Source organism: Nocardia gamkensis NBRC 108242, assembly GCF_001612985.1.
GTDB classification, from domain to species: domain Bacteria; phylum Actinomycetota; class Actinomycetes; order Mycobacteriales; family Mycobacteriaceae; genus Nocardia; species Nocardia gamkensis.
The window spans coordinates 68,475-84,507 of the sequence record NZ_BDBM01000017.1 but is presented as its reverse complement, the minus strand read 5'-3'; the positions used below and the strand labels follow the sequence as shown (position 1 = coordinate 84,507).

Here is a 16,033-nt window from a genome sequence, read left to right as displayed (position 1 = left end):
TCCGGCCTGGGGGAGGGATCACAATGGAGAGGTGTTCCAGCGGATCGTGGTGGGTTACGACGACTCGCCCGGCGCCAGGGCCGCCTTGACGATGGCGCTCGACTTGGCGACGGCGCACCACGCCGCCCTCACGGTCGTCGCGGTCGAAGAGTATCTGCCGCACTACGGCCCGGTGGTCGGTGAGATCGAGGACGAACGCTCGATCGGGGAACAGACCTGCCGCCGATGGCTGGCCACCGCCGCCGAGACCGCCGAACAGCGCGGCATCGCGGTGCGGGCCGAACTCCGCGCGGGTCAGGCGGCGCGGGAATTGGCCACGGCCGCCGCCGATCACGATGCCGACCTGCTGGTGCTGGGGCGCAGCGGGCACTCGGGCATCTGGGGGCGTTTCATGGGCAGCACCGCGGAGAAGGCCGCACGGCACGTCGGATGTTCGGTTCTCGTCGCGCACGACGGCGTCGAGAAGGCCGGGCAGCGGTGAGTGCGGCGTCGTTGCCCGCGGTGGCGCCGCCGCGCAGGCTTCGGGTAAGAGTTCTGCGTGACCGATGAGCTGACCGAGGAACCGGCAGGCATTGCCGATCGCGCGCGAGGCCCCGCGCGACGGCGGGATTTCTGGCGAACCCACGGCTCGGCCTCGGTGGTCGTCGCTCTCGGTGGGGCGCTCGGTGCGCTCGCGCGCTACGGTCTCGCCCAGGGGTTGCCCGGCCGCCCGGGGCACTTCCCGCTGGCCACCTTCGTCACCAATGTCGCGGGCTGCTTCGCGATCGGCGTGCTCATGGTCGCGGTGACCGAGATCTGGACTGTGCACCGGTTGCTGCGTCCCTTCCTCGGGGTGGGCGTACTGGGCGGGTTCACGACCTTCTCGACGTACGCCAACGAGGTCCGCGCTCTGCTGCGACCGGGAACGATCGTCGTCGCGGCCGGTTATCTGGCGGGCACCCTGATCTGCGCCCTCCTGGCCACCCTGATCGCCATGTGGCTCACCAGGGCCGGATACGATCGCCTGCGGCACGGGTGGAGGAGGGCGTCATGACCGTGCTTCTGGTTCTCGTAGGGGGTGCGATCGGCGCGCCGTTGCGATACCTCATCGACCGCGCGGTGCAGGATCGCCGCGACAGCCTGTTCCCCTGGGGAACGTTCTCGGTCAATCTGATCGGCTGTCTCGTGCTCGGCGCGCTCAGCGGAGCGGGGACGGCGCTGGCCTCGCCGCTGTTCGTCCTGCTCGGCACGGGATTCTGCGGAGCGCTGACCACCTACAGCACTTTCGCTTACGAAACCGTGCGGCTGGCCGAGCGCGGCGCCTATTTCTTCGCGGCGATGAACGTGGTGGTCAGTGTCTGCGCAGGGCTGATCGCGACGGTGTCGACCTATGCGGCAGTGCACGCCCTGTTCGGCTGACCCGCGCCGACGAGCGCGTGTGCGACGTGATCCAGCTCACTCCACTGCGCTGTCGCGCGCCGCTCGGGGTCGGCTAAGCTGACGTGACAGATGCAGATATGCGCATACATTCGGTGCTGGAAGGGGTCTGGGTCGATGGGACACGAACATGGTCACGCGCACGGGCACGGGCTGTCGGGTGCGGCCGATCGCAGGTGGCTGACCATCGCGCTGGCCCTCATCGTCGGTTTCATGTCGGTCGAGGTCGTGATCGGCGTGCTGGCCAACTCGCTGGCCCTGCTGTCGGACGCGGCGCACATGCTCACCGACGCCGCGTCCATTGTCCTCGCGCTCATCGCGATCCGGCTCGCGGCCCGCCCGGCGAACGGCAAGTACACCTACGGGTACAAGCGCGCCGAGATTCTCTCGGCACAGGCCAACGGAGTCACGTTGCTCGTGCTGGCGGGCTGGCTCACCTACGAGGCCGTGCGCCGTCTGCTGGAGCCGCCCGAGGTGACCGGCGGCCTGGTGCTGGCGACCGCGCTGGCGGGTGTGGTGGTCAACATCGCCGCGACCTGGGCGATCAGCAAAGCCAACCGCTCCAGCCTCAACGTGGAGGGCGCCTTCCAGCATGTGCTCAACGACCTCTACGGGTTCATCGCCACCGCCGTCGCCGGCCTGATCGTGCTGACCACCGGTTTCGCCAGGGCGGACGCGATCGCAACGCTGATCGTCGTCGCGCTGATGGTCAAGGCGGGGCTCGGGCTGGTGCGCGAATCCGGCCGGATCTTCTTGGAGGCGGCGCCCGCGGGCGTCGATCCGGACGCGCTCGGGCGCGGGCTGGTGGACATCGAGGGCGTCGACGAGGTGCACGACCTGCACGTCTGGCAGATCACCTCCGGCGACATCGCCCTGTCGGCGCATGTGCTGGTGCGTGCGGGTGCGGACTGCCACGGACTGCGTCAGCGGATCGAGCATCTGCTCGACCACGACTACGGCATCACACACACCACGTTGCAGGTCGATCACTCCCACGCCGTCACCTCCTCGGCGGGCGCGGAGGCGCAGCGCCTGCTGCCGGTGCTGGATGACCACTGCGACGACGCCCATGGCCCGGTGCACCGCGATCGCCCGTCATCCGCGGCGAACGCCGCGCCCTGACCTATCGGACACCACGCGCACGGACGATGGCGGGCGGGATGTCCCGCAGCACCGGAAGGCGCTCGAACAACGGAAGGCTCACCGCGAGCGGACTGCGGGAAGGGCTGAACGGCGTCGTCGTCACCTCCGCCACCCGCGGGCTCCATTCGCGTAGCAGTCGCGCCGCGTGGCTACGTTCGCCGCCCCACGGCATCGGCGGCACCGTCTAGTGCGGTGTTTTGGCACGGTCAGCGATCCAGGCGAGGGAACGGCCGCTCGGCCTCCACCAGGTAGGCCAGCTCCAGCAAGGTGCGTTCGTTGCCGCGGGTGGCGGCGAACTGCACACCGACGGGCAGTCCCGCGTCGGTCAGGCCCGCGGGAACGGTGACGGCCGGCGTGCCGGTGATGTTGTTGATCGGAGTGAAGCAGACGTAGGCGCGCAACCGGTCGATGAGTTCGTCGAACGGCACGGTCGGGCTGAGGTAGCCGAGTTCCGGCGTGGTGTGGCCGAGCGTGGGAAGCAGCACCGCGTCGTAGGGTCCGAGCGCCTGTTCGTAGGTGGCCGCCGCCGCGCGTAGTCGGTAGAGCGTGAGCGGAGCGTGCAAGGCGCGGCGGAGGAAGAGGGCGCGCAGGCCGACGGTGAGGTCGTCCACGCGGCGCGCGTCGAATCGGCGGTCGAGGAACCGTCCCGTCGTGGTGATCGCGGCCGCGAGCAGGCCCCAGTAGTGCAGGAAGGCGCGTTCGATCGTGGCGTCGAACGGCAGCGGGACCGGCTCGACCGAATGGCCGCCTGCCTCGAGGACACGCGCCACATTTTCGACTGCCTCCCGGGTCGGACCGGCGGCCAGCGGCCCTGCGAGGTTGTCGAGCACGACCGCTATCCGCATGCGCCGGGTCGGAGGGCCGTCGACGCGGCCGATCGGTGGCAGCGCCGGATTGCGCCAGTACTGTTCGGCCGCCGCGGTGTACACCGCCGTGTCGCGCACCGTCCTGGTGAGCACTCCTTCACTGACGATGTCGACCGGCAAGGTGCGCGCCAGCCCGGACACCACATGCCGTCCCCGCGTCGGCTTCAAGCCGACCAGTCCGGCGCACGCCGCGGGAATCCGGATCGATCCGCCACCGTCGTTGCCGTGCGCGATCGGGACGACACCCGCCGCCACCAGCGCGGCGGCCCCACCCGACGAGCCGCCCACCGAATAGCCGGTGTGCCACGGATTGCGGGTGGGCGCGAGGTGCGGCGTCTCACTGCTGGCGTTGAAACCGAACTCGGGCATGGCGCTCTTGCCGAGAACGGTGAGGCCGGTGCTGAGGAACTGCCGGGTGTAGCCGCTGTGCGCACCGGCGGGGCGCGCGCGGAACGCGGCCGTGCCCTGATTCGTCGGCATCCCGGCCACGTCGGTGTTGTCCTTCACGAAACTGGGCACGCCATACAAGGCGCCGGTCCGCTCGGCGGGCAGCAGCGGTTGCGCGTAGCTCGGGTAGGCGACGGCCGCCAGCTCTTCGACCTGCCCGGCGCGCGCCGCCGCGGCGGCGGCGAGTTCACCTGGCGAGAGCTCGCCGTCGCGCACCAGGGCGGCCAGGGCGACGGCGTCGTGGTCACCGAGCACGTCGTCGCCGAAGGCGTGGACGCGCGTGGGTAGTGGAATATGAGCGTCGGCGGTCATCCCCCGAATCTAATGTGTGCAGCAGGCAGCTCGTCCAGAGTGGAAAGGACAGCAGGTGGCGGCGACATATCCGGATCCGGTGCCGCCGAAGGGCCGGGTCGGCTCGCTGTTGTTCGCCCTGCCGCCCGCGGGCAGGCGGTGGAGCGTGGCGGTGCGTGCCGCGCTGGCGTTCGCCGTCCCCGCCGCGATCGTCACCGGTCTGGGATATGCGGACGCGGCCGTGTTCGTCATGTTCGGCGCCTTCGCGGTGCTCTACGGCGAGGGGCGGCCGTTCCGGGTGCGCGGCAGGGTCGTGCTGACGGCCGGATCGGCGCTGCTCGCCGCTTGCGGCGCGGGCGCGCTGATCGGCGGAGTGCTGGACGCGGGGTTCGGTTCGTCGCTGCTCATGGTGCTCGTGGTGTCGGCGATCGCGGTCGTGGCGGTGTTCGTCATCGACGCGCTGCGGCTCGGTCCGCCGGGTGCGCTGTTCTTCGCGCTGGTCTGCGCGGGCGCGATGAAAGCCGTCGAGGCCGGGGCCGCTGTGGTGACGCTGTTGCTCTGTACGGCCTGCGGTGTGGTCGCGTCGATCGTCGTCTCGATGGCCGGGGTGCTGCGCGATCGCCGCAAACCCGAACGGATCGCGGTCGACGCGGCGGTCCGGGCGGTCGACGCCTACGTCGCGGCCCGGGAGGCGGGGACGCCCGCCATCGACCTGCGTCACCGGGCGGGCGCGGCGATGGCGGACGCGTGGGCGGCGGTGTACGACGCGGGCGTGCCCTCGGATCCCGGGGAAGCCGAACTGCTGGCCACCCTGCAGGGCGCGCGGCGCGGCCTCGCCGGGCACGTGCCCGATGACGACACCGACGACCTGCTGGTCGATCCACTGGTCTCGTTCGCCCGGCCCGGCGTCGGCTTCCGGCTGCGGCGCTCCCTGTCGTTCTCCTCGCACGCGGCGATCAGCGCGATGCGCGTCGCCGCGGGCTGTGTGGGCGCGGGTGCGCTGAGCGCGCTGCTCGGTCTGGACCGGCCGCACTGGGCGGTGCTCAGCGCCCTCATCGTCCTGCAAGCCGGGCCCGATCGGGTGCGCGGGCAAGTGCGGGCCATTCACCGGTTCGTCGGAACGATCGCGGGCCTCGGGCTGTTCGCGCTCATCTACCAGCTCGGGCCGACCGGGTACGCGCTGATCGCACTGGTCGCCGCGTTGCAGTTCTGCATCGAGCTGTTCGTGCCGCGGAATTACGCCCTTGCCGTCGTCTTCATCACGCCGGTCGCGCTGATCGCGGGTGGGGTTGCCACCACGGGCGGCCCGATCGGACCGGTGATCCGCGATCGGCTGTGGGAGACGATGATCGGCGTCGCCGTCGCCGTGCTGGCGCTGCACGGCGTCGCGCCCCACGGGCACCGGCGCACATTCCACCGGATGGAACACCGGGTGCGCGCCGCCGCCCGCGCCCTGCTCGACCACCTGCGCCACAAGCCGATGGACGCCGAAGCGTGGGTGCTGGTCCAGCATCTGCAATTCGAACTGGTCGGCGTGGTCCGCAGCGGCATCGACTCGGCGACCGACGACCCCGAGTGGACCAGCGAGTACTGGCCGGAGCACGCGGCCCTCGCGCACTTCGGCCACGATCTGCTCGCCGCTTGCTGGGTGCTGCAACCCGGACGGCGGCTGTCCGACGTGGACGGCTGGGCGGCCCGCCTGACGGCGGCCCGGTTCGACCCGGAAGCGACGGCGGGACCGCCTGCTAGCGTTCGGCGCATGCATGACAGCGTGACCGTCCGGATGGCCGCCCCCGCCGACAAGATCTGGGAACTGGTCAGTGACATCGAGAACACCGGGCGGTTCAGTCCGGAGACGTTCGCCGCGGAGTGGCTCGGCGGCGCCACCGGGCCCGCGGTCGGCGTGAAGTTCCGCGGTCATGTCAACCGCAACGGCTGGGGGCTGAAGTACGCGACGGTGTGCCGCATCGTTGCCTGCGAGCCCGGTCGCGAGTTCGCGTTCACCGTGCTCGGACCGAAGGGCATGCCGGTCAACACGTGGCGCTACGTCTTCGAACCGGCCGACGGCGGCACCGATGTCACCGAGTCGTTCCAACTGCACAGCAACCCTGTGCTGCGGCTGTACTGGTTGCTCGCCGGGTGGACGCGCGGCAAGACCAACGTCGAGGGCATGCGCGAGACGCTGAACCGGATCAAGGCCGTCGTCGAATGACCCCGTCCGACAGCCGCCCGGCCCCGGAAACCTCGACTGCTCCCGTGCTGCTCGTGCTCGGCGCCGGTCCCGGTGTCGGGCTGGCGGTCGCAGGCCTGTTCGCCGCCGACGGCTTCACCACCGTGCTGGCCTGCCGGTTACCCGAGGAGGCCGAACCGCTGGCGGCGCGGTTGCGCGAGCAGGGGTTCCACGCGGAGGGCGCCGGGGTGGATCTGCACGATCCCGCCGACGTGGGCCGGGTCGTCGCCGAGGTGGGCGAACGCTACGGCCGCATCGACGTGTTGCACTTCAATCCCAGCATCTTCCGTGAGGCCGATCCGTTGCAGCTCTCGGTCGCCGCATTGATCGAGGACTTCACCGTGGGCGCCGCGGCTCTGCTGCCCGCGGTCCAGGCAGCGCGCCCATTCCTGGCCGATGGCGCCCGTGTACTGGTCACCGGCAGTGCGGCCGCGGACAAGCCGTGGCACCGGGCCGCCTCGCTCGGCGTCCAGAAGGCGGCGGTGCGCAACCTGGTCACCAGCTTGGACGCCACCCTTGCGCCCGTCGGTGTACGGGCCGTCGCGGTGCAGGTCAACGGAGTGCTCGGCGAGGGAGCGTTCACGCGGGACCGGGTGGCCGCGGCGCTGCACGCGGCGGCCACCCGCCCTGTCGAGGGGTGGACGCCGCACGTGTCCTACGACGGCTGACTACCTGGGCCGGATCGCCGCGAACTCGATGGGCAGGTGCGCGGGCCCGCGCAGATTCACGTGTTCCCGGTACGGCGGCGGATCCACCGGCAGCGAGGGGTCTTCGACTCGTTGCGCGAGCCGGGTCAACGCCACTCGCGCCTCCAAGCGAGCCAGGGGAGCGCCGAGGCAGAAATGCGCCCCGAGGCCGAAGGCCAGGTGGCGGTTCTCGCGCGCCGGATCGAATCGGTCGGGGTCGCCGAACGCCGACGGGTCGCGGTGCGCGGCGGCGATCAGCAGTACCACCAGATCGCCGCGCTGGATGTCCATGCCGCCGATGCTCAGTTCGTCGGCGGCGACGCGCGGGATCAGCTGGACCGGCGGGTCGAAGCGCAGCGTCTCCTCGACCACGCCCGCCGCCCGGTCCGGATCCGCCCGGAGGGCGGTGAGTTCCTCCGGCCTGCGCAGCAGGGCGAGGATCGCGTTGGCGATCAGGTTGACGGTGGTCTCGTGCCCGGCGACCAGCAGCAGCGCGCAGGTCGAGATCAGTTCCGCGTGGGTGAGCACGTCCCCGGCGTCTTCGGCGGCGATGAGTTCGGACAGCAGATCCGGGCCCGGGGTGCGCCTGCGGCGGTCGATGAGTTCTTCGAAGTAGGCGTGCAATTCGGTTCCGGCGCGCCGGATCTCGGCGGGGTCGGCGCGGAATCGGGCGGCCGCGCGGGACGTCGGGTCGAGCGTGCGGGACAGCAGCGCCGACCAGGCGCTCAACCGCGCCTCATCCGCCAGCGGGACGCCGAGCAGTTCGCAGATGACGGTCACCGGCAGCGGATAGGCCAGGTGGTCGACGGCGTCGAATCGTCCCGCACGAGCGCGCTGGTCGAGCAAGTCGTCGACGATCTCGGTGATCCGGGGCTCGAGCTGCCGTACGACGCGCGGGGTGAACGCCTTGGACACCAGGCGGCGCAGGCGAGTGTGGTCGGGCGGGTCGAGGAACAGGAACGACGGTTTCGCCTGTGCCGCACCGTCTTCGCGGGTCCCGTCGTAGATCGGCATCGAACCGAGCTGCAACCGGGCCAGTGACCGGTCGACGCTCGCGCGCGGATCGCGCAGTACCGCGGCGCAGTCGGCGTAGCGGGTCAGCACGACCACCGGCGCCGTGCCGATCCGGAACGCGCCGCAGTCGCGTAGCCGCGCGAAGAGCGGGTACGGATCCGGCCGCACCGCGGGGTCGAGCAGGCGCACGTAATCGTCGGTCGGGTGGTTCGTGGTCGTCATCGACACTCCCAGCTGTCCGGCCCGGAACGGGCACCGGTAATGTTGGTATTATTCCGATACCGTCAGTAGGAATGCAATACCGTGACGGGATGCGAAAATAGCGCCATGACACTGCGGCGCCCGGTCGACGATTCGGTCACCCGCGTCGTCGAACTGCTCGGCGACCGGTGGACCATCCTGCTCATCGCCGAGGCGTTCTTCGGGGTGCATCGTTTCAGCGATTTCGCCCGCAATATCGGCATCACCAACCGCAACCTGCTCACCAGCCGCCTGCGCATGCTGATCGACGCGGGCATCTTCACGCGCACCGACCACGGCGGCGGGCGCGTCGACTACCACCTCACCGCCGCGGGCCGCGAGTTGTATCCGATCGTCACGGCGATGATGGTCTGGGGTGATCACCACCTGGTCGGGCCGGAGGGCAGGCCGGTCGTCCTGGAACATCGCACCTGCGGGGAGGAGACCTCACCCATGCTGGTCTGCGACCACTGCCGCGAGCCGATCGACCCGCGCGAGGTCGAACCGAAGGCGGGTCCCGGCTTCCACCAGCCACCAGGCGCCGAACAGGCCGGTTGAGAAGATCGCTCGGGCCGAGCACCAGGGAATCGGCGCTGACGACGCATCGAACTCGCGGTGGACGTCACCTGTTCCGAGCGGTACGAGAGGGGGTAGGCCGAGCGCGGCGCGTCGATCGCGGAAGCGGCCCCCGTGAAGTGTGTTGCGGCCGAGCGGCGCTCAGTGCAGCTGGTTGACGAATGCCTCGGCGAGATAGAGCGGTAGGAGTAGGTAGTACAGCAGCATCGCCATCGAGCCGGCTCCGATCGTCAACGCGGGGTCCCGCGCGGTGCCGTCGCGGGTGTGCCGCGCAGGGATTGGAGACCGATTGGTCTCGCGAGTGCAGGAATGTAGTGCAGCTTCCCGGCATCGGCAAGGGCGGCCAGCGTGTCGGCCGGACGGACCCTATCGAAGTGCGCTGCCCTGCCCCCACTGATCCCACGGCAGCCCCCAGTCGCCGTTCTGCCAGACCTCCAGCGGGGCGCCGCCGGTGTTGCGGATCTCCACGACGTCGCCGGGGACGGCGAAATTGAAGAACCACTGGGCGTTCTCGCCGCTGAGATTGAGGCAGCCGTGCGAGACGTCGGTATTGCCCTGGGCCCAGATGGTGGAGTCGAGCTGGTGCAGGTAGATACCGTCGGTGCTGATCCGGGTCGCCCAGCCGATGGCCTCCTTGTAGCCCAGGCGGGAGTTGATCGGCAGGCCGTAGGTGGAGGAGTCCATGATCACCGGATTGGCCTTGTCCATCACCGTGTAGATCCCGGGCTGGGTCCAGAACGTGAGCGTCTTGCCGCCGATGACCTCGCTGCCGCCCATGCCCATCGAGGTCGGCATGGTGCGGATCAGCTTGCCGTTCTCGAAGACCTGGATCTGCTTGGTGTTGTCGTCGGCGATCGAGACGTGCGACGCGCCGATGGTGAACGTGGTCTTGGTGTCCTCCTGGCCGTAGAGGCCGCGGCCGAGTTCCTGGCCGTAGATGTTCGCCGCCACACTGACCTTCGTGCCCGGCGTGTAGTACTCCCGCGGCCGCCAATGCACGTTGCGATCGTCCAGCCAGTACCAGGATCCCTCCACCGGCGGGTCGGTGGTGACCGACAAGTGCTTCTCGGCGATGGCGCGGTCGGGGACGTCCTCGTCGAAGTGGGCCACCACCACGGTGCCCACCCCGAACGTGCCGCCGTCCGACAGCGGTGTGCCGCCCGTGGTGGTCAGCGACACCTTCGTCTGATTGTTCGGGGTCAGCGTGGAGAAGGTCGCGGTGGTCGGCCCGGTCCTGCCGGTGACGGTGAGCCCTTCCGCGGTCACCGTGTAGGTGCGGCCGTAGCCGAGCGGCTCGGTGGGCTTCCAGGCCGTCTTGTCCGGCGTCATGATCCCCTCGACGGCGTTGCCCTGCTCGTTGGTCATGGTGACCGAGGTCAGCTGCCCCTCGGAGGCGCTGACCTGGATCGGGGCGAGCGGATCGACGTTGCGGGCCCCCGACGCGGGCGTGATGGTGAGGGGCGAGGGCGCAGGGCCTGCCGCTCCCGGCGTACCGCCCGGATCGGACGACGAGCATGCCGCCACGATCACCGCCATGACCAGGGCGATCCCCCCGACGACTCCGGATCGGACGCGACTGGTCGCCAATGCATTTCTCCTGTTTCAGCCCAGCGCAAACGAATGGCGCACCCGCGCCCACTGCCCCTTCGCATTTTACCGACCGCTCCCACGCGCAACCCCATGCGAAGAAGGACCCACGGCAGATTCCCAGCCCGGCACACAGGAAGGGACGCGGGATCGTCGCGGCTGCGCGGCCAGGGGTGACGGCCGAAAGTGCCGATCGGGACGGTACCGGTGCGTGCCATGCTGGGGGCCGGAACCGACCGAGGGGAACGCATGCAGAATCGCCCATCGGCAGCGGAGCTGCTGGAATCGATCGCCGAATTGCTCGAGCAGACGCTGCTGCCCGCCCTGCCCGCGGGATTGCAGCACAAGGCGCGGGTGGGCGCCAATCTCGCCAGGATCGTGCGCAGGGAGATCGAATCGGGCCCCGCCGCGGCCGAGCACGAGCGCGAGCTGCTCGACGCGGTGGCCGAGGGGGATGACGAGCGACTCCGGGAAGCGCTGGTTTCGATCGTGCGGGCCGATCTGGCGATCGCCAAACCCGGGTACGACGCCTGGGCGGGCGAGTGAGCGCCGACCTGGCACGCGGTCTGGCCCGGTTTCTCGAGTCCGGGAGCGGCCGTGCGGTGACGGTGTCGAACGTCGAATACCTCTCCGCGGGCGCCCGTCGCCGAAACGTCGCCTTCGAAACCGACCTGGAAGGCGGGACGCGCCGCCTGGTCGCGACCATCGTGCCGAGCGCGATCGAGCTGGTTCCGGTCGACGTGGAGGCCGCCGTACGCGAACTGGCACGGACGCACGGTGTGCCGGTGCCGCCCGTGGTGGCCATCTGTACCGACAGCGCCTACGTCGGCGGGTCGTTCGTGGTCTCCGAACGGGTGGACGGGGAAACCGTGCCCCGCAAGGTATTACGGCTGACGGAGGCGGCGGGTCTCGGCGAACGAGTGGCCGAACAACTCGGTGAGGCCATGGGCCGTCTGCATGCCATCGACCCGGCGTCCGCGCCCGCTCGCCTGCCCGAAGCGGCCGCCGATCCGGAACGCCAGCTGACCGAGGCAGGCGAGCACGTGCGCGCGCTCTTGCCGGACCGGCCGGTGTTCGCCCTCGCGCTGCGCTGGCTGGAACGCCACTGCCCACCCGCGCCGCCCCGTACCGCGCTGCTGCACACCGACATGCGCAACGGCAACATCGTCGTCGGGCCCGACGGCCTGCGAGCCGTGCTGGACTGGGAAGGCGCGCAGCGCCACGGCGATCCGATGCGGGACGTGGCCTGGCCCGCGCTGCGCATGTGGCGCTTCCGCGCGGACGACCGCGAATTCGGCGGGCTCGCGGGCCGCGCCGCGTTCGTGCGCGGCTACCGGCGCGCGGGCGGCGGTTTCGACGAGGACCGGTTTCGCTGGTGGAAGGTGATGTGCACGCTCGCCTGGGGCATCGGGCTGGCCGGGCAGGCCGCGGCACACTCGGATGGCAGCGTGCGAGACATCGTGATGGCGGCCAGCGGGCGCCGCGTGTCGGAAATCGAATGGGACCTGCTGATGCAGATCCGACCCACTGCGAAAGGCTGATGCCCGATGGATTTCGAGCTACCCGCGGAACTGGTCGAATATCTGGCCGAACTCGACGCGTTCATCGAGCGCGAGATCACGCCGCTCGAGCAGACCGACGACAACATCCGCTTCTTCGACCACCGCCGCGAGGATGCCCGCACCGACTGGGAGCGCGGCGGCCTGCCGAACGCGCGATGGGAGGACCTGCTGGCCGAGGTACGCAGGCGCGCCGACGCCGCCGGGCACCTGCGGTACGCGTTCCCCGCGCGGTACGGCGGCCGGGACGGCACCAACCTGGGCATGGCCGTGATCCGCGAGCACCTGGCCCGGCGCGGCCTCGGCCTGCACTGCGATCTACAGAACGAGCACGCCATCGTCGCCAACAACGTCGGCCTGCTGCTCATGCTCGAACACGGCACACCCGCGCAGCGGGCGGAGTGGGTGGACGGCATGGCCTCGGGGACGAAGTTCTTCGCCTTCGGCATCACCGAGCCCGAGCACGGCTCCGACGCCACCCACATGGAGACCGCGGCGGTCCGCGACGGCGACGACTGGGTGATCACCGGGCAGAAGACCTGGAACACCGGCGTGCACATCGCCGTCGCCGACCTGATCTTCGCGCGCACCTCCGGCGGCCCCGGCGACGCGGCGGGCATCACCGCCTTCCTGGTGCCCACCGACGCCCCGGGATTCGTCGTCGAGGAATACCTCTGGACTTTCAACATGCCCACCGACCACGCCCGTGTCTCCCTGAACGGCGTCCGGGTCCCCGACAGCGCCGTCTTCGGCGGTGAGGGGCGCGGCCTGGCGGTGGTTCAGCACTTCTTCAACGAGAACCGGATCCGCCAGGCCGCGTCCAGTCTGGGTGCGGCGCAGTACTGCATCGACCAGTCGGTGGCCTACGCCAAACAGCGCAAGCCCTTCGGCAAGCCGCTGGCGGCCAACCAGGCGATCCAGTTCCCCTTGGTGGAGCTGCACACCCAGTGTGAGATGTTGCGCGCCCTGATCCACAAGACCGCCTGGTCGATGGACACCTACGGCACGTTCGCCGTCTCCGAGCAGGTCTCGATGTGCAACTACTGGGCCAACCGGTTGTGCTGCGAGGCCGCCGACCGCGCCATGCAGGTGCACGGCGGCCTCGGCTACTCCCGGCACAAGCCGTTCGAGCACATCTACCGCCACCACCGGCGCTACCGGATCACCGAGGGCGCCGAGGAGATCCAGATGCGGCGGGTGGCGGGCTACCTGTTCGGCTTCATGGGAAGCAAAGCGCCGAAGGGCGTGTGACTCAGAGGCGGCGGATCCGGGCCAGCCACGCGGCGAGGTCGACGTGGCCGGACGCGGAGACCTCCAGGTTCGCCGCGTCCTGGGCCACCGGGTCGGTCACCCGCCCGCGGTAGCGCGCCTGCCGCACGTCTTCCACCGTCCAGCCGTCGCGGAACGACTCCCGGATCAAGGTGTCGCTGATCCGCGGGCCGAACCCCGGCTCGACATCGGAGAGCGCGAGAACATGGACGGTGCCGCCCGGCTTGCAGATCGCGTGCAGGCTGCGGACATAGGCGGCGCGCGGCTCGTCCTCGGTCCCGAAGACGTGGAACAGCGCGCTGTCGACGATGGTGTCGAACGCGGGTGCGGAGCCGGGCGGATCACCGGCGAACTCCGGCCGGTCGCCGAGTGCGAGGGCGTCGGCCACCTCGAAGGAGGCCGACGGCACACCCTGCTCGGCGGCGTTGGCCCGCGCGTACGCCACCGCGCTCGGCGACATGTCGATTCCGCGCACGTCGTACCCGAGCCTGGTCAGCAGGATCGTGTGCTCACCGGCGCCGCAGCCCGGGTCGAGCACGCGTCCGGTGATGCCGCCGTCCCGCTCGAGCGCGACGATGGCCGGTTGCGGCTCGCCGATCACCCAGGGGGCGGTGTCGTTGTCATAGACGGTGTTCCAGAAATCAGCTGGACGAGTCATGCTCACCATGCTCCATCCTCAACCGTGCTCGAGGTCAACCCGCCACTCCCGCCGAGAGCGCCGAGCCTGCTTTCCCGCCGAGGCCGAGGTGTGTGCGTCAGGGCCGCACCGCTGGGTACGCGCGGGTTATGAGCACACCGAATGTCGATCCGACGACGGCGGAGTCGATGCAGCAGGACGCGGATTTCGCCGACGAGCACACCAAGCCGACACACGCCGACGAGCACCCGGCCGGCGCCGAACTCGAGACCGACGAGTCGACGCCGAGCGGGCACAGCGGCATGGATCAGTGAGCCCGGCACGGTTCCGTGTGGGAACCGTGCCAGGGGCTCAGGCCACGGCGATCAACCGGGCCGCGTTGGCGGATTCGTCGTCGGCCGCCTGGTTGGCGGCCAATTCGGCGTGCACCCGATCGCGGTAGCGGGTGATCTCCCGCTCGGTGGCAGCGGCGTCCCAGCCGAGGTGCGCGCCGATCAGCCGAGCCACCCCGGGAGCGGCGGCCAGGCCGCGGTCGGCCGTTTCGATGGACACCCGGGTGCGGCGGGTGAGCACGTCGTCCAAGTGCAGTGCGCCCTCGTGCGTCACCGCGTACACCACCTCCGCGCCGGAGTATTCGGGTGCTCCGGTGAGCGGCTCACCCAACTCGGGCTCGCGGGCGATCAGGTCGAACAGGTCGGTGATCGTCGAGCCGTACCGGCCGAGCAGCCGCTGCACCGTCGCTCGCGGCAGGCCCGTGCGCTGCGCCAGGCTGTCGAGGTCGGCGGCGAGTTCCTGGTAGCCCACCGCGCCGAGGATCGGCAGGTGCTCGGTCACCGACGGCGCGACCGCGCGGCCGAGTCCCGCCACCGCCGCGTCCACGACGTCGGCGGCCATCACCCGGTAGGTGGTGTACTTGCCACCCGCGATGACGAACAGGCCGGGCGCCGGTTCGGCGACCGCGTGCTCCCGGGACAGCGTCGCGGTGTCGGCCGACGCGCCGGACAGCAGCGGGCGCAGACCCGCGTAGGTGCCGACGATATCGTCGCGGGTGAGCGGCTCCCGCAACACCCGGTTGACCTGGTCGAGCAGGTACCGCACGTCGGCGTCGCTGGCGGCCGGATGGTCCTTGTCCAGCGACCAGTCCGTGTCGGTGGTGCCGATGATCCAGTGCCCGTGCCACGGGATGACGAACAGCACGCTCTTCTCGGTGCGCATGATCAGGCCGGTGTCCAAGTGCAGGCGATGGCGGGGCACCAAGATGTGCACGCCCTTGGACATCCGGACGTGGAAAGGGAACTCGACGCCGGTCATCCGGTTCATCTCGTCGGTCCACACTCCGGTGGCGCTGATCACCCGGCGCGCGCGGACCGCGTGCACCCGCCCGGTCTCCAGGTCGGTGACCTCCGCGCCGACCACGCGCGCGCCGTCGCGCAGCAGCGCCGTCACCTTGGTGCGGGTGAGCACGGTCGCGCCGTGCCCGGCCGCCGTGCGCGCGATCATCATCGTGTGCCGGGCGTCGTCGACCTGCGCGTCGAAGTAGCGGATGGCCCCGGTCAGCGCGTCCTCGCGCAGGGCGGGCGCGAGTTCCAGCGCGCGCGTGCGCGACAGGTGCCGGTGCATCGGCAGGGCGCGGGCGCCGCCGATGGTGTCGTACAGGGCGACGCCCGCGCCGATGTAGGCGCGCTCCCACACGCGATGCCGCAACGGCAGCAGGAACGACACCGGCCGTACCAGGTGCGGGGCCAGCCGGTGCAGCAGCAGGCCGCGTTCCTTCAGCGCCTCCCGCACCAGCCAGAAGTCCAGCTGTTCCAGGTAGCGCAGCCCGCCGTGGATGAGCTTGCTGGAGCGGCTCGAGGTGCCCGCGGCGAAGTCCCTCGCCTCCACCAGGGTCACGCTCAGGCCGCGGGAGGCGGCGTCGAGTGCGGCGCCCGCGCCGACCACGCCGCCGCCGATGACGAGCACGTCGATCTCGGTGTCACCGAGCGAGTTCACCGCGCGGTCGCGGTATCGGGCGTCCAATCGTGCGGACACAGCGCTGTCTCCTTGTTTCGGGGATATTCGGGTACGACGGG

17 protein-coding genes and 1 pseudogene are annotated in these 16,033 nt (G+C 70.5%); 13 read left to right on the top strand and 5 right to left on the bottom strand.

Features of this window, described 5'->3' with window-relative positions; translation table 11 throughout:
* The first annotated feature begins 31 nt into the window (after window positions 1–31).
* The 5 genes from NG1_RS16135 to NG1_RS16115 all read left to right on the top strand — a co-directional run bounded on the left by NG1_RS16135 (window position 32) and on the right by NG1_RS16115 (window position 2,747).
* On the top strand, window positions 32–481 hold the full coding sequence (locus NG1_RS16135; protein WP_062971628.1) for a universal stress protein: 450 nt from the start codon (window positions 32–34) through the stop codon (window positions 479–481).
* Window positions 482–538: 57 nt separating this feature from the next.
* Window positions 539–1,033 (top strand): fluoride efflux transporter CrcB, encoded by a 495-nt coding sequence (gene crcB, locus NG1_RS16130; RefSeq protein WP_245659923.1) that lies wholly within the window; start codon window positions 539–541, stop codon window positions 1,031–1,033.
* A complete protein-coding gene (crcB, locus tag NG1_RS16125; RefSeq protein WP_062971773.1) occupies window positions 1,030–1,398 on the top strand; it encodes a fluoride efflux transporter CrcB in 369 nt (122 codons plus the stop codon). Before crcB (NG1_RS16130) ends, crcB (NG1_RS16125) begins: the two co-directional genes overlap by 4 nt.
* Before the next feature lie 135 nt (window positions 1,399–1,533).
* Window positions 1,534–2,538: a cation diffusion facilitator family transporter gene (locus NG1_RS16120; protein ID WP_210750854.1), complete on the top strand. Its 1,005-nt coding sequence runs from the start codon at window positions 1,534–1,536 to the stop codon at window positions 2,536–2,538.
* 38 nt (window positions 2,539–2,576) lie between these two features.
* A complete protein-coding gene (locus NG1_RS16115; RefSeq protein ID WP_157114084.1) occupies window positions 2,577–2,747 on the top strand; it encodes a hypothetical protein in 171 nt (56 codons plus the stop codon).
* An 18-nt stretch (window positions 2,748–2,765) separates the two neighbouring features.
* Here the strand turns inward: NG1_RS16115 and NG1_RS16110 are convergent, their stop codons facing one another.
* Window positions 2,766–4,184 (bottom strand): amidase, encoded by a 1,419-nt coding sequence (locus NG1_RS16110; RefSeq protein ID WP_062971624.1) that lies wholly within the window; start codon window positions 4,182–4,184, stop codon window positions 2,766–2,768.
* Window positions 4,185–4,413: 229 nt separating this feature from the next.
* On the opposite strand from NG1_RS16110, the pseudogene NG1_RS39045 reads away from it, so the two are divergent.
* The 3 genes and pseudogenes from NG1_RS39045 to NG1_RS16100 form a co-directional block, all read left to right on the top strand.
* Window positions 4,414–5,523, top strand: a pseudogene (locus NG1_RS39045) (FUSC family protein); the annotation flags it as partial.
* A gap of 399 nt (window positions 5,524–5,922) precedes the next feature.
* A complete protein-coding gene (locus NG1_RS39040) occupies window positions 5,923–6,375 on the top strand; it encodes an SRPBCC family protein (RefSeq protein ID WP_084498970.1) in 453 nt (150 codons plus the stop codon).
* Complete coding sequence (locus NG1_RS16100) at window positions 6,372–7,061, top strand: SDR family NAD(P)-dependent oxidoreductase (protein ID WP_062971622.1); 690 nt, start codon at window positions 6,372–6,374, stop codon at window positions 7,059–7,061. Before NG1_RS39040 ends, NG1_RS16100 begins: the two co-directional genes overlap by 4 nt.
* On the opposite strand, the gene NG1_RS16095 is transcribed toward NG1_RS16100, so the two are convergent.
* Window positions 7,062–8,315, bottom strand: a complete 1,254-nt coding sequence (locus NG1_RS16095) for a cytochrome P450 (RefSeq protein ID WP_062971620.1) — start codon at window positions 8,313–8,315, stop codon at window positions 7,062–7,064. It lies immediately after the preceding gene.
* Window positions 8,316–8,420: 105 nt separating this feature from the next.
* Between NG1_RS16095 and NG1_RS16090 the strand changes: the two genes are divergently transcribed.
* The gene (locus NG1_RS16090; protein WP_062971618.1) at window positions 8,421–8,891 is read left to right on the top strand and encodes a winged helix-turn-helix transcriptional regulator; all 471 of its coding nucleotides are present in this window, start codon (window positions 8,421–8,423) and stop codon (window positions 8,889–8,891) included.
* A 384-nt stretch (window positions 8,892–9,275) separates the two neighbouring features.
* On the opposite strand, the gene NG1_RS16085 is transcribed toward NG1_RS16090, so the two are convergent.
* Entirely contained in the window at window positions 9,276–10,445 is a 1,170-nt protein-coding gene (locus tag NG1_RS16085) for a L,D-transpeptidase (RefSeq protein WP_062971616.1), read from the bottom strand.
* A 300-nt stretch (window positions 10,446–10,745) separates the two neighbouring features.
* Here NG1_RS16085 and NG1_RS16080 point away from each other — a divergent pair, with 300 nt between their 5' ends.
* The 3 genes from NG1_RS16080 to NG1_RS16070 are packed head-to-tail and all read left to right on the top strand — an operon-like array spanning window position 10,746 to window position 13,306.
* Window positions 10,746–11,042 carry a DUF6285 domain-containing protein gene (locus tag NG1_RS16080; protein WP_063910361.1) on the top strand — a complete coding sequence of 99 codons (297 nt, stop codon included), beginning with the start codon at window positions 10,746–10,748 and terminating at the stop codon, window positions 11,040–11,042.
* Complete coding sequence (locus NG1_RS16075; protein ID WP_062971612.1) at window positions 11,039–12,037, top strand: phosphotransferase family protein; 999 nt, start codon at window positions 11,039–11,041, stop codon at window positions 12,035–12,037. Before NG1_RS16080 ends, NG1_RS16075 begins: the two co-directional genes overlap by 4 nt.
* 6 nt (window positions 12,038–12,043) lie before the next feature.
* The gene (locus NG1_RS16070) at window positions 12,044–13,306 is read left to right on the top strand and encodes an acyl-CoA dehydrogenase family protein (protein ID WP_062971610.1); all 1,263 of its coding nucleotides are present in this window, start codon (window positions 12,044–12,046) and stop codon (window positions 13,304–13,306) included.
* 1 nt (window position 13,307) lies between these two features.
* Here NG1_RS16070 and NG1_RS16065 read toward each other — a convergent pair whose 3' ends face one another.
* Window positions 13,308–13,982, bottom strand: a complete 675-nt coding sequence (locus NG1_RS16065; protein ID WP_157114083.1) for a class I SAM-dependent methyltransferase — start codon at window positions 13,980–13,982, stop codon at window positions 13,308–13,310.
* Window positions 13,983–14,110: 128 nt separating this feature from the next.
* Here NG1_RS16065 and NG1_RS37470 point away from each other — a divergent pair, with 128 nt between their 5' ends.
* Entirely contained in the window at window positions 14,111–14,275 is a 165-nt protein-coding gene (locus tag NG1_RS37470; RefSeq protein ID WP_168434229.1) for a hypothetical protein, read from the top strand.
* Window positions 14,276–14,312: 37 nt separating this feature from the next.
* Here NG1_RS37470 and glpD read toward each other — a convergent pair whose 3' ends face one another.
* Complete coding sequence (glpD, locus tag NG1_RS16060; RefSeq protein ID WP_062971606.1) at window positions 14,313–15,992, bottom strand: glycerol-3-phosphate dehydrogenase; 1,680 nt, start codon at window positions 15,990–15,992, stop codon at window positions 14,313–14,315.
* Window positions 15,993–16,033: the final 41 nt, after the last annotated feature.

Excerpts from the sequence above, each read along its gene's own strand:
- crcB (WP_062971773.1), top strand. The coding sequence starts at position 1,030 with ATGACCGTGCTTCTGGTTCTCGTAGGGGGTGCGATCGGCGCGCCGTTG.
- NG1_RS16120 (WP_210750854.1), top strand. The coding sequence starts at position 1,534 with ATGGGACACGAACATGGTCACGCGCACGGGCACGGGCTGTCGGGTGCG.
- NG1_RS16115 (WP_157114084.1), top strand. The coding sequence starts at position 2,577 with ATGTCCCGCAGCACCGGAAGGCGCTCGAACAACGGAAGGCTCACCGCG.
- NG1_RS16110 (WP_062971624.1), bottom strand. The coding sequence starts at position 4,184 with ATGACCGCCGACGCTCATATTCCACTACCCACGCGCGTCCACGCCTTC.
- NG1_RS39040 (WP_084498970.1), top strand. The coding sequence starts at position 5,923 with ATGCATGACAGCGTGACCGTCCGGATGGCCGCCCCCGCCGACAAGATC.
- NG1_RS16100 (WP_062971622.1), top strand. The coding sequence starts at position 6,372 with ATGACCCCGTCCGACAGCCGCCCGGCCCCGGAAACCTCGACTGCTCCC.
- NG1_RS16095 (WP_062971620.1), bottom strand. The coding sequence starts at position 8,315 with ATGACGACCACGAACCACCCGACCGACGATTACGTGCGCCTGCTCGAC.
- NG1_RS16090 (WP_062971618.1), top strand. The coding sequence starts at position 8,421 with ATGACACTGCGGCGCCCGGTCGACGATTCGGTCACCCGCGTCGTCGAA.
- NG1_RS16085 (WP_062971616.1), bottom strand. The coding sequence starts at position 10,445 with ATGGCGGTGATCGTGGCGGCATGCTCGTCGTCCGATCCGGGCGGTACG.
- NG1_RS16080 (WP_063910361.1), top strand. The coding sequence starts at position 10,746 with ATGCAGAATCGCCCATCGGCAGCGGAGCTGCTGGAATCGATCGCCGAA.
- NG1_RS16070 (WP_062971610.1), top strand. The coding sequence starts at position 12,044 with ATGGATTTCGAGCTACCCGCGGAACTGGTCGAATATCTGGCCGAACTC.
- NG1_RS16065 (WP_157114083.1), bottom strand. The coding sequence starts at position 13,982 with ATGACTCGTCCAGCTGATTTCTGGAACACCGTCTATGACAACGACACC.
- NG1_RS37470 (WP_168434229.1), top strand. The coding sequence starts at position 14,111 with ATGAGCACACCGAATGTCGATCCGACGACGGCGGAGTCGATGCAGCAG.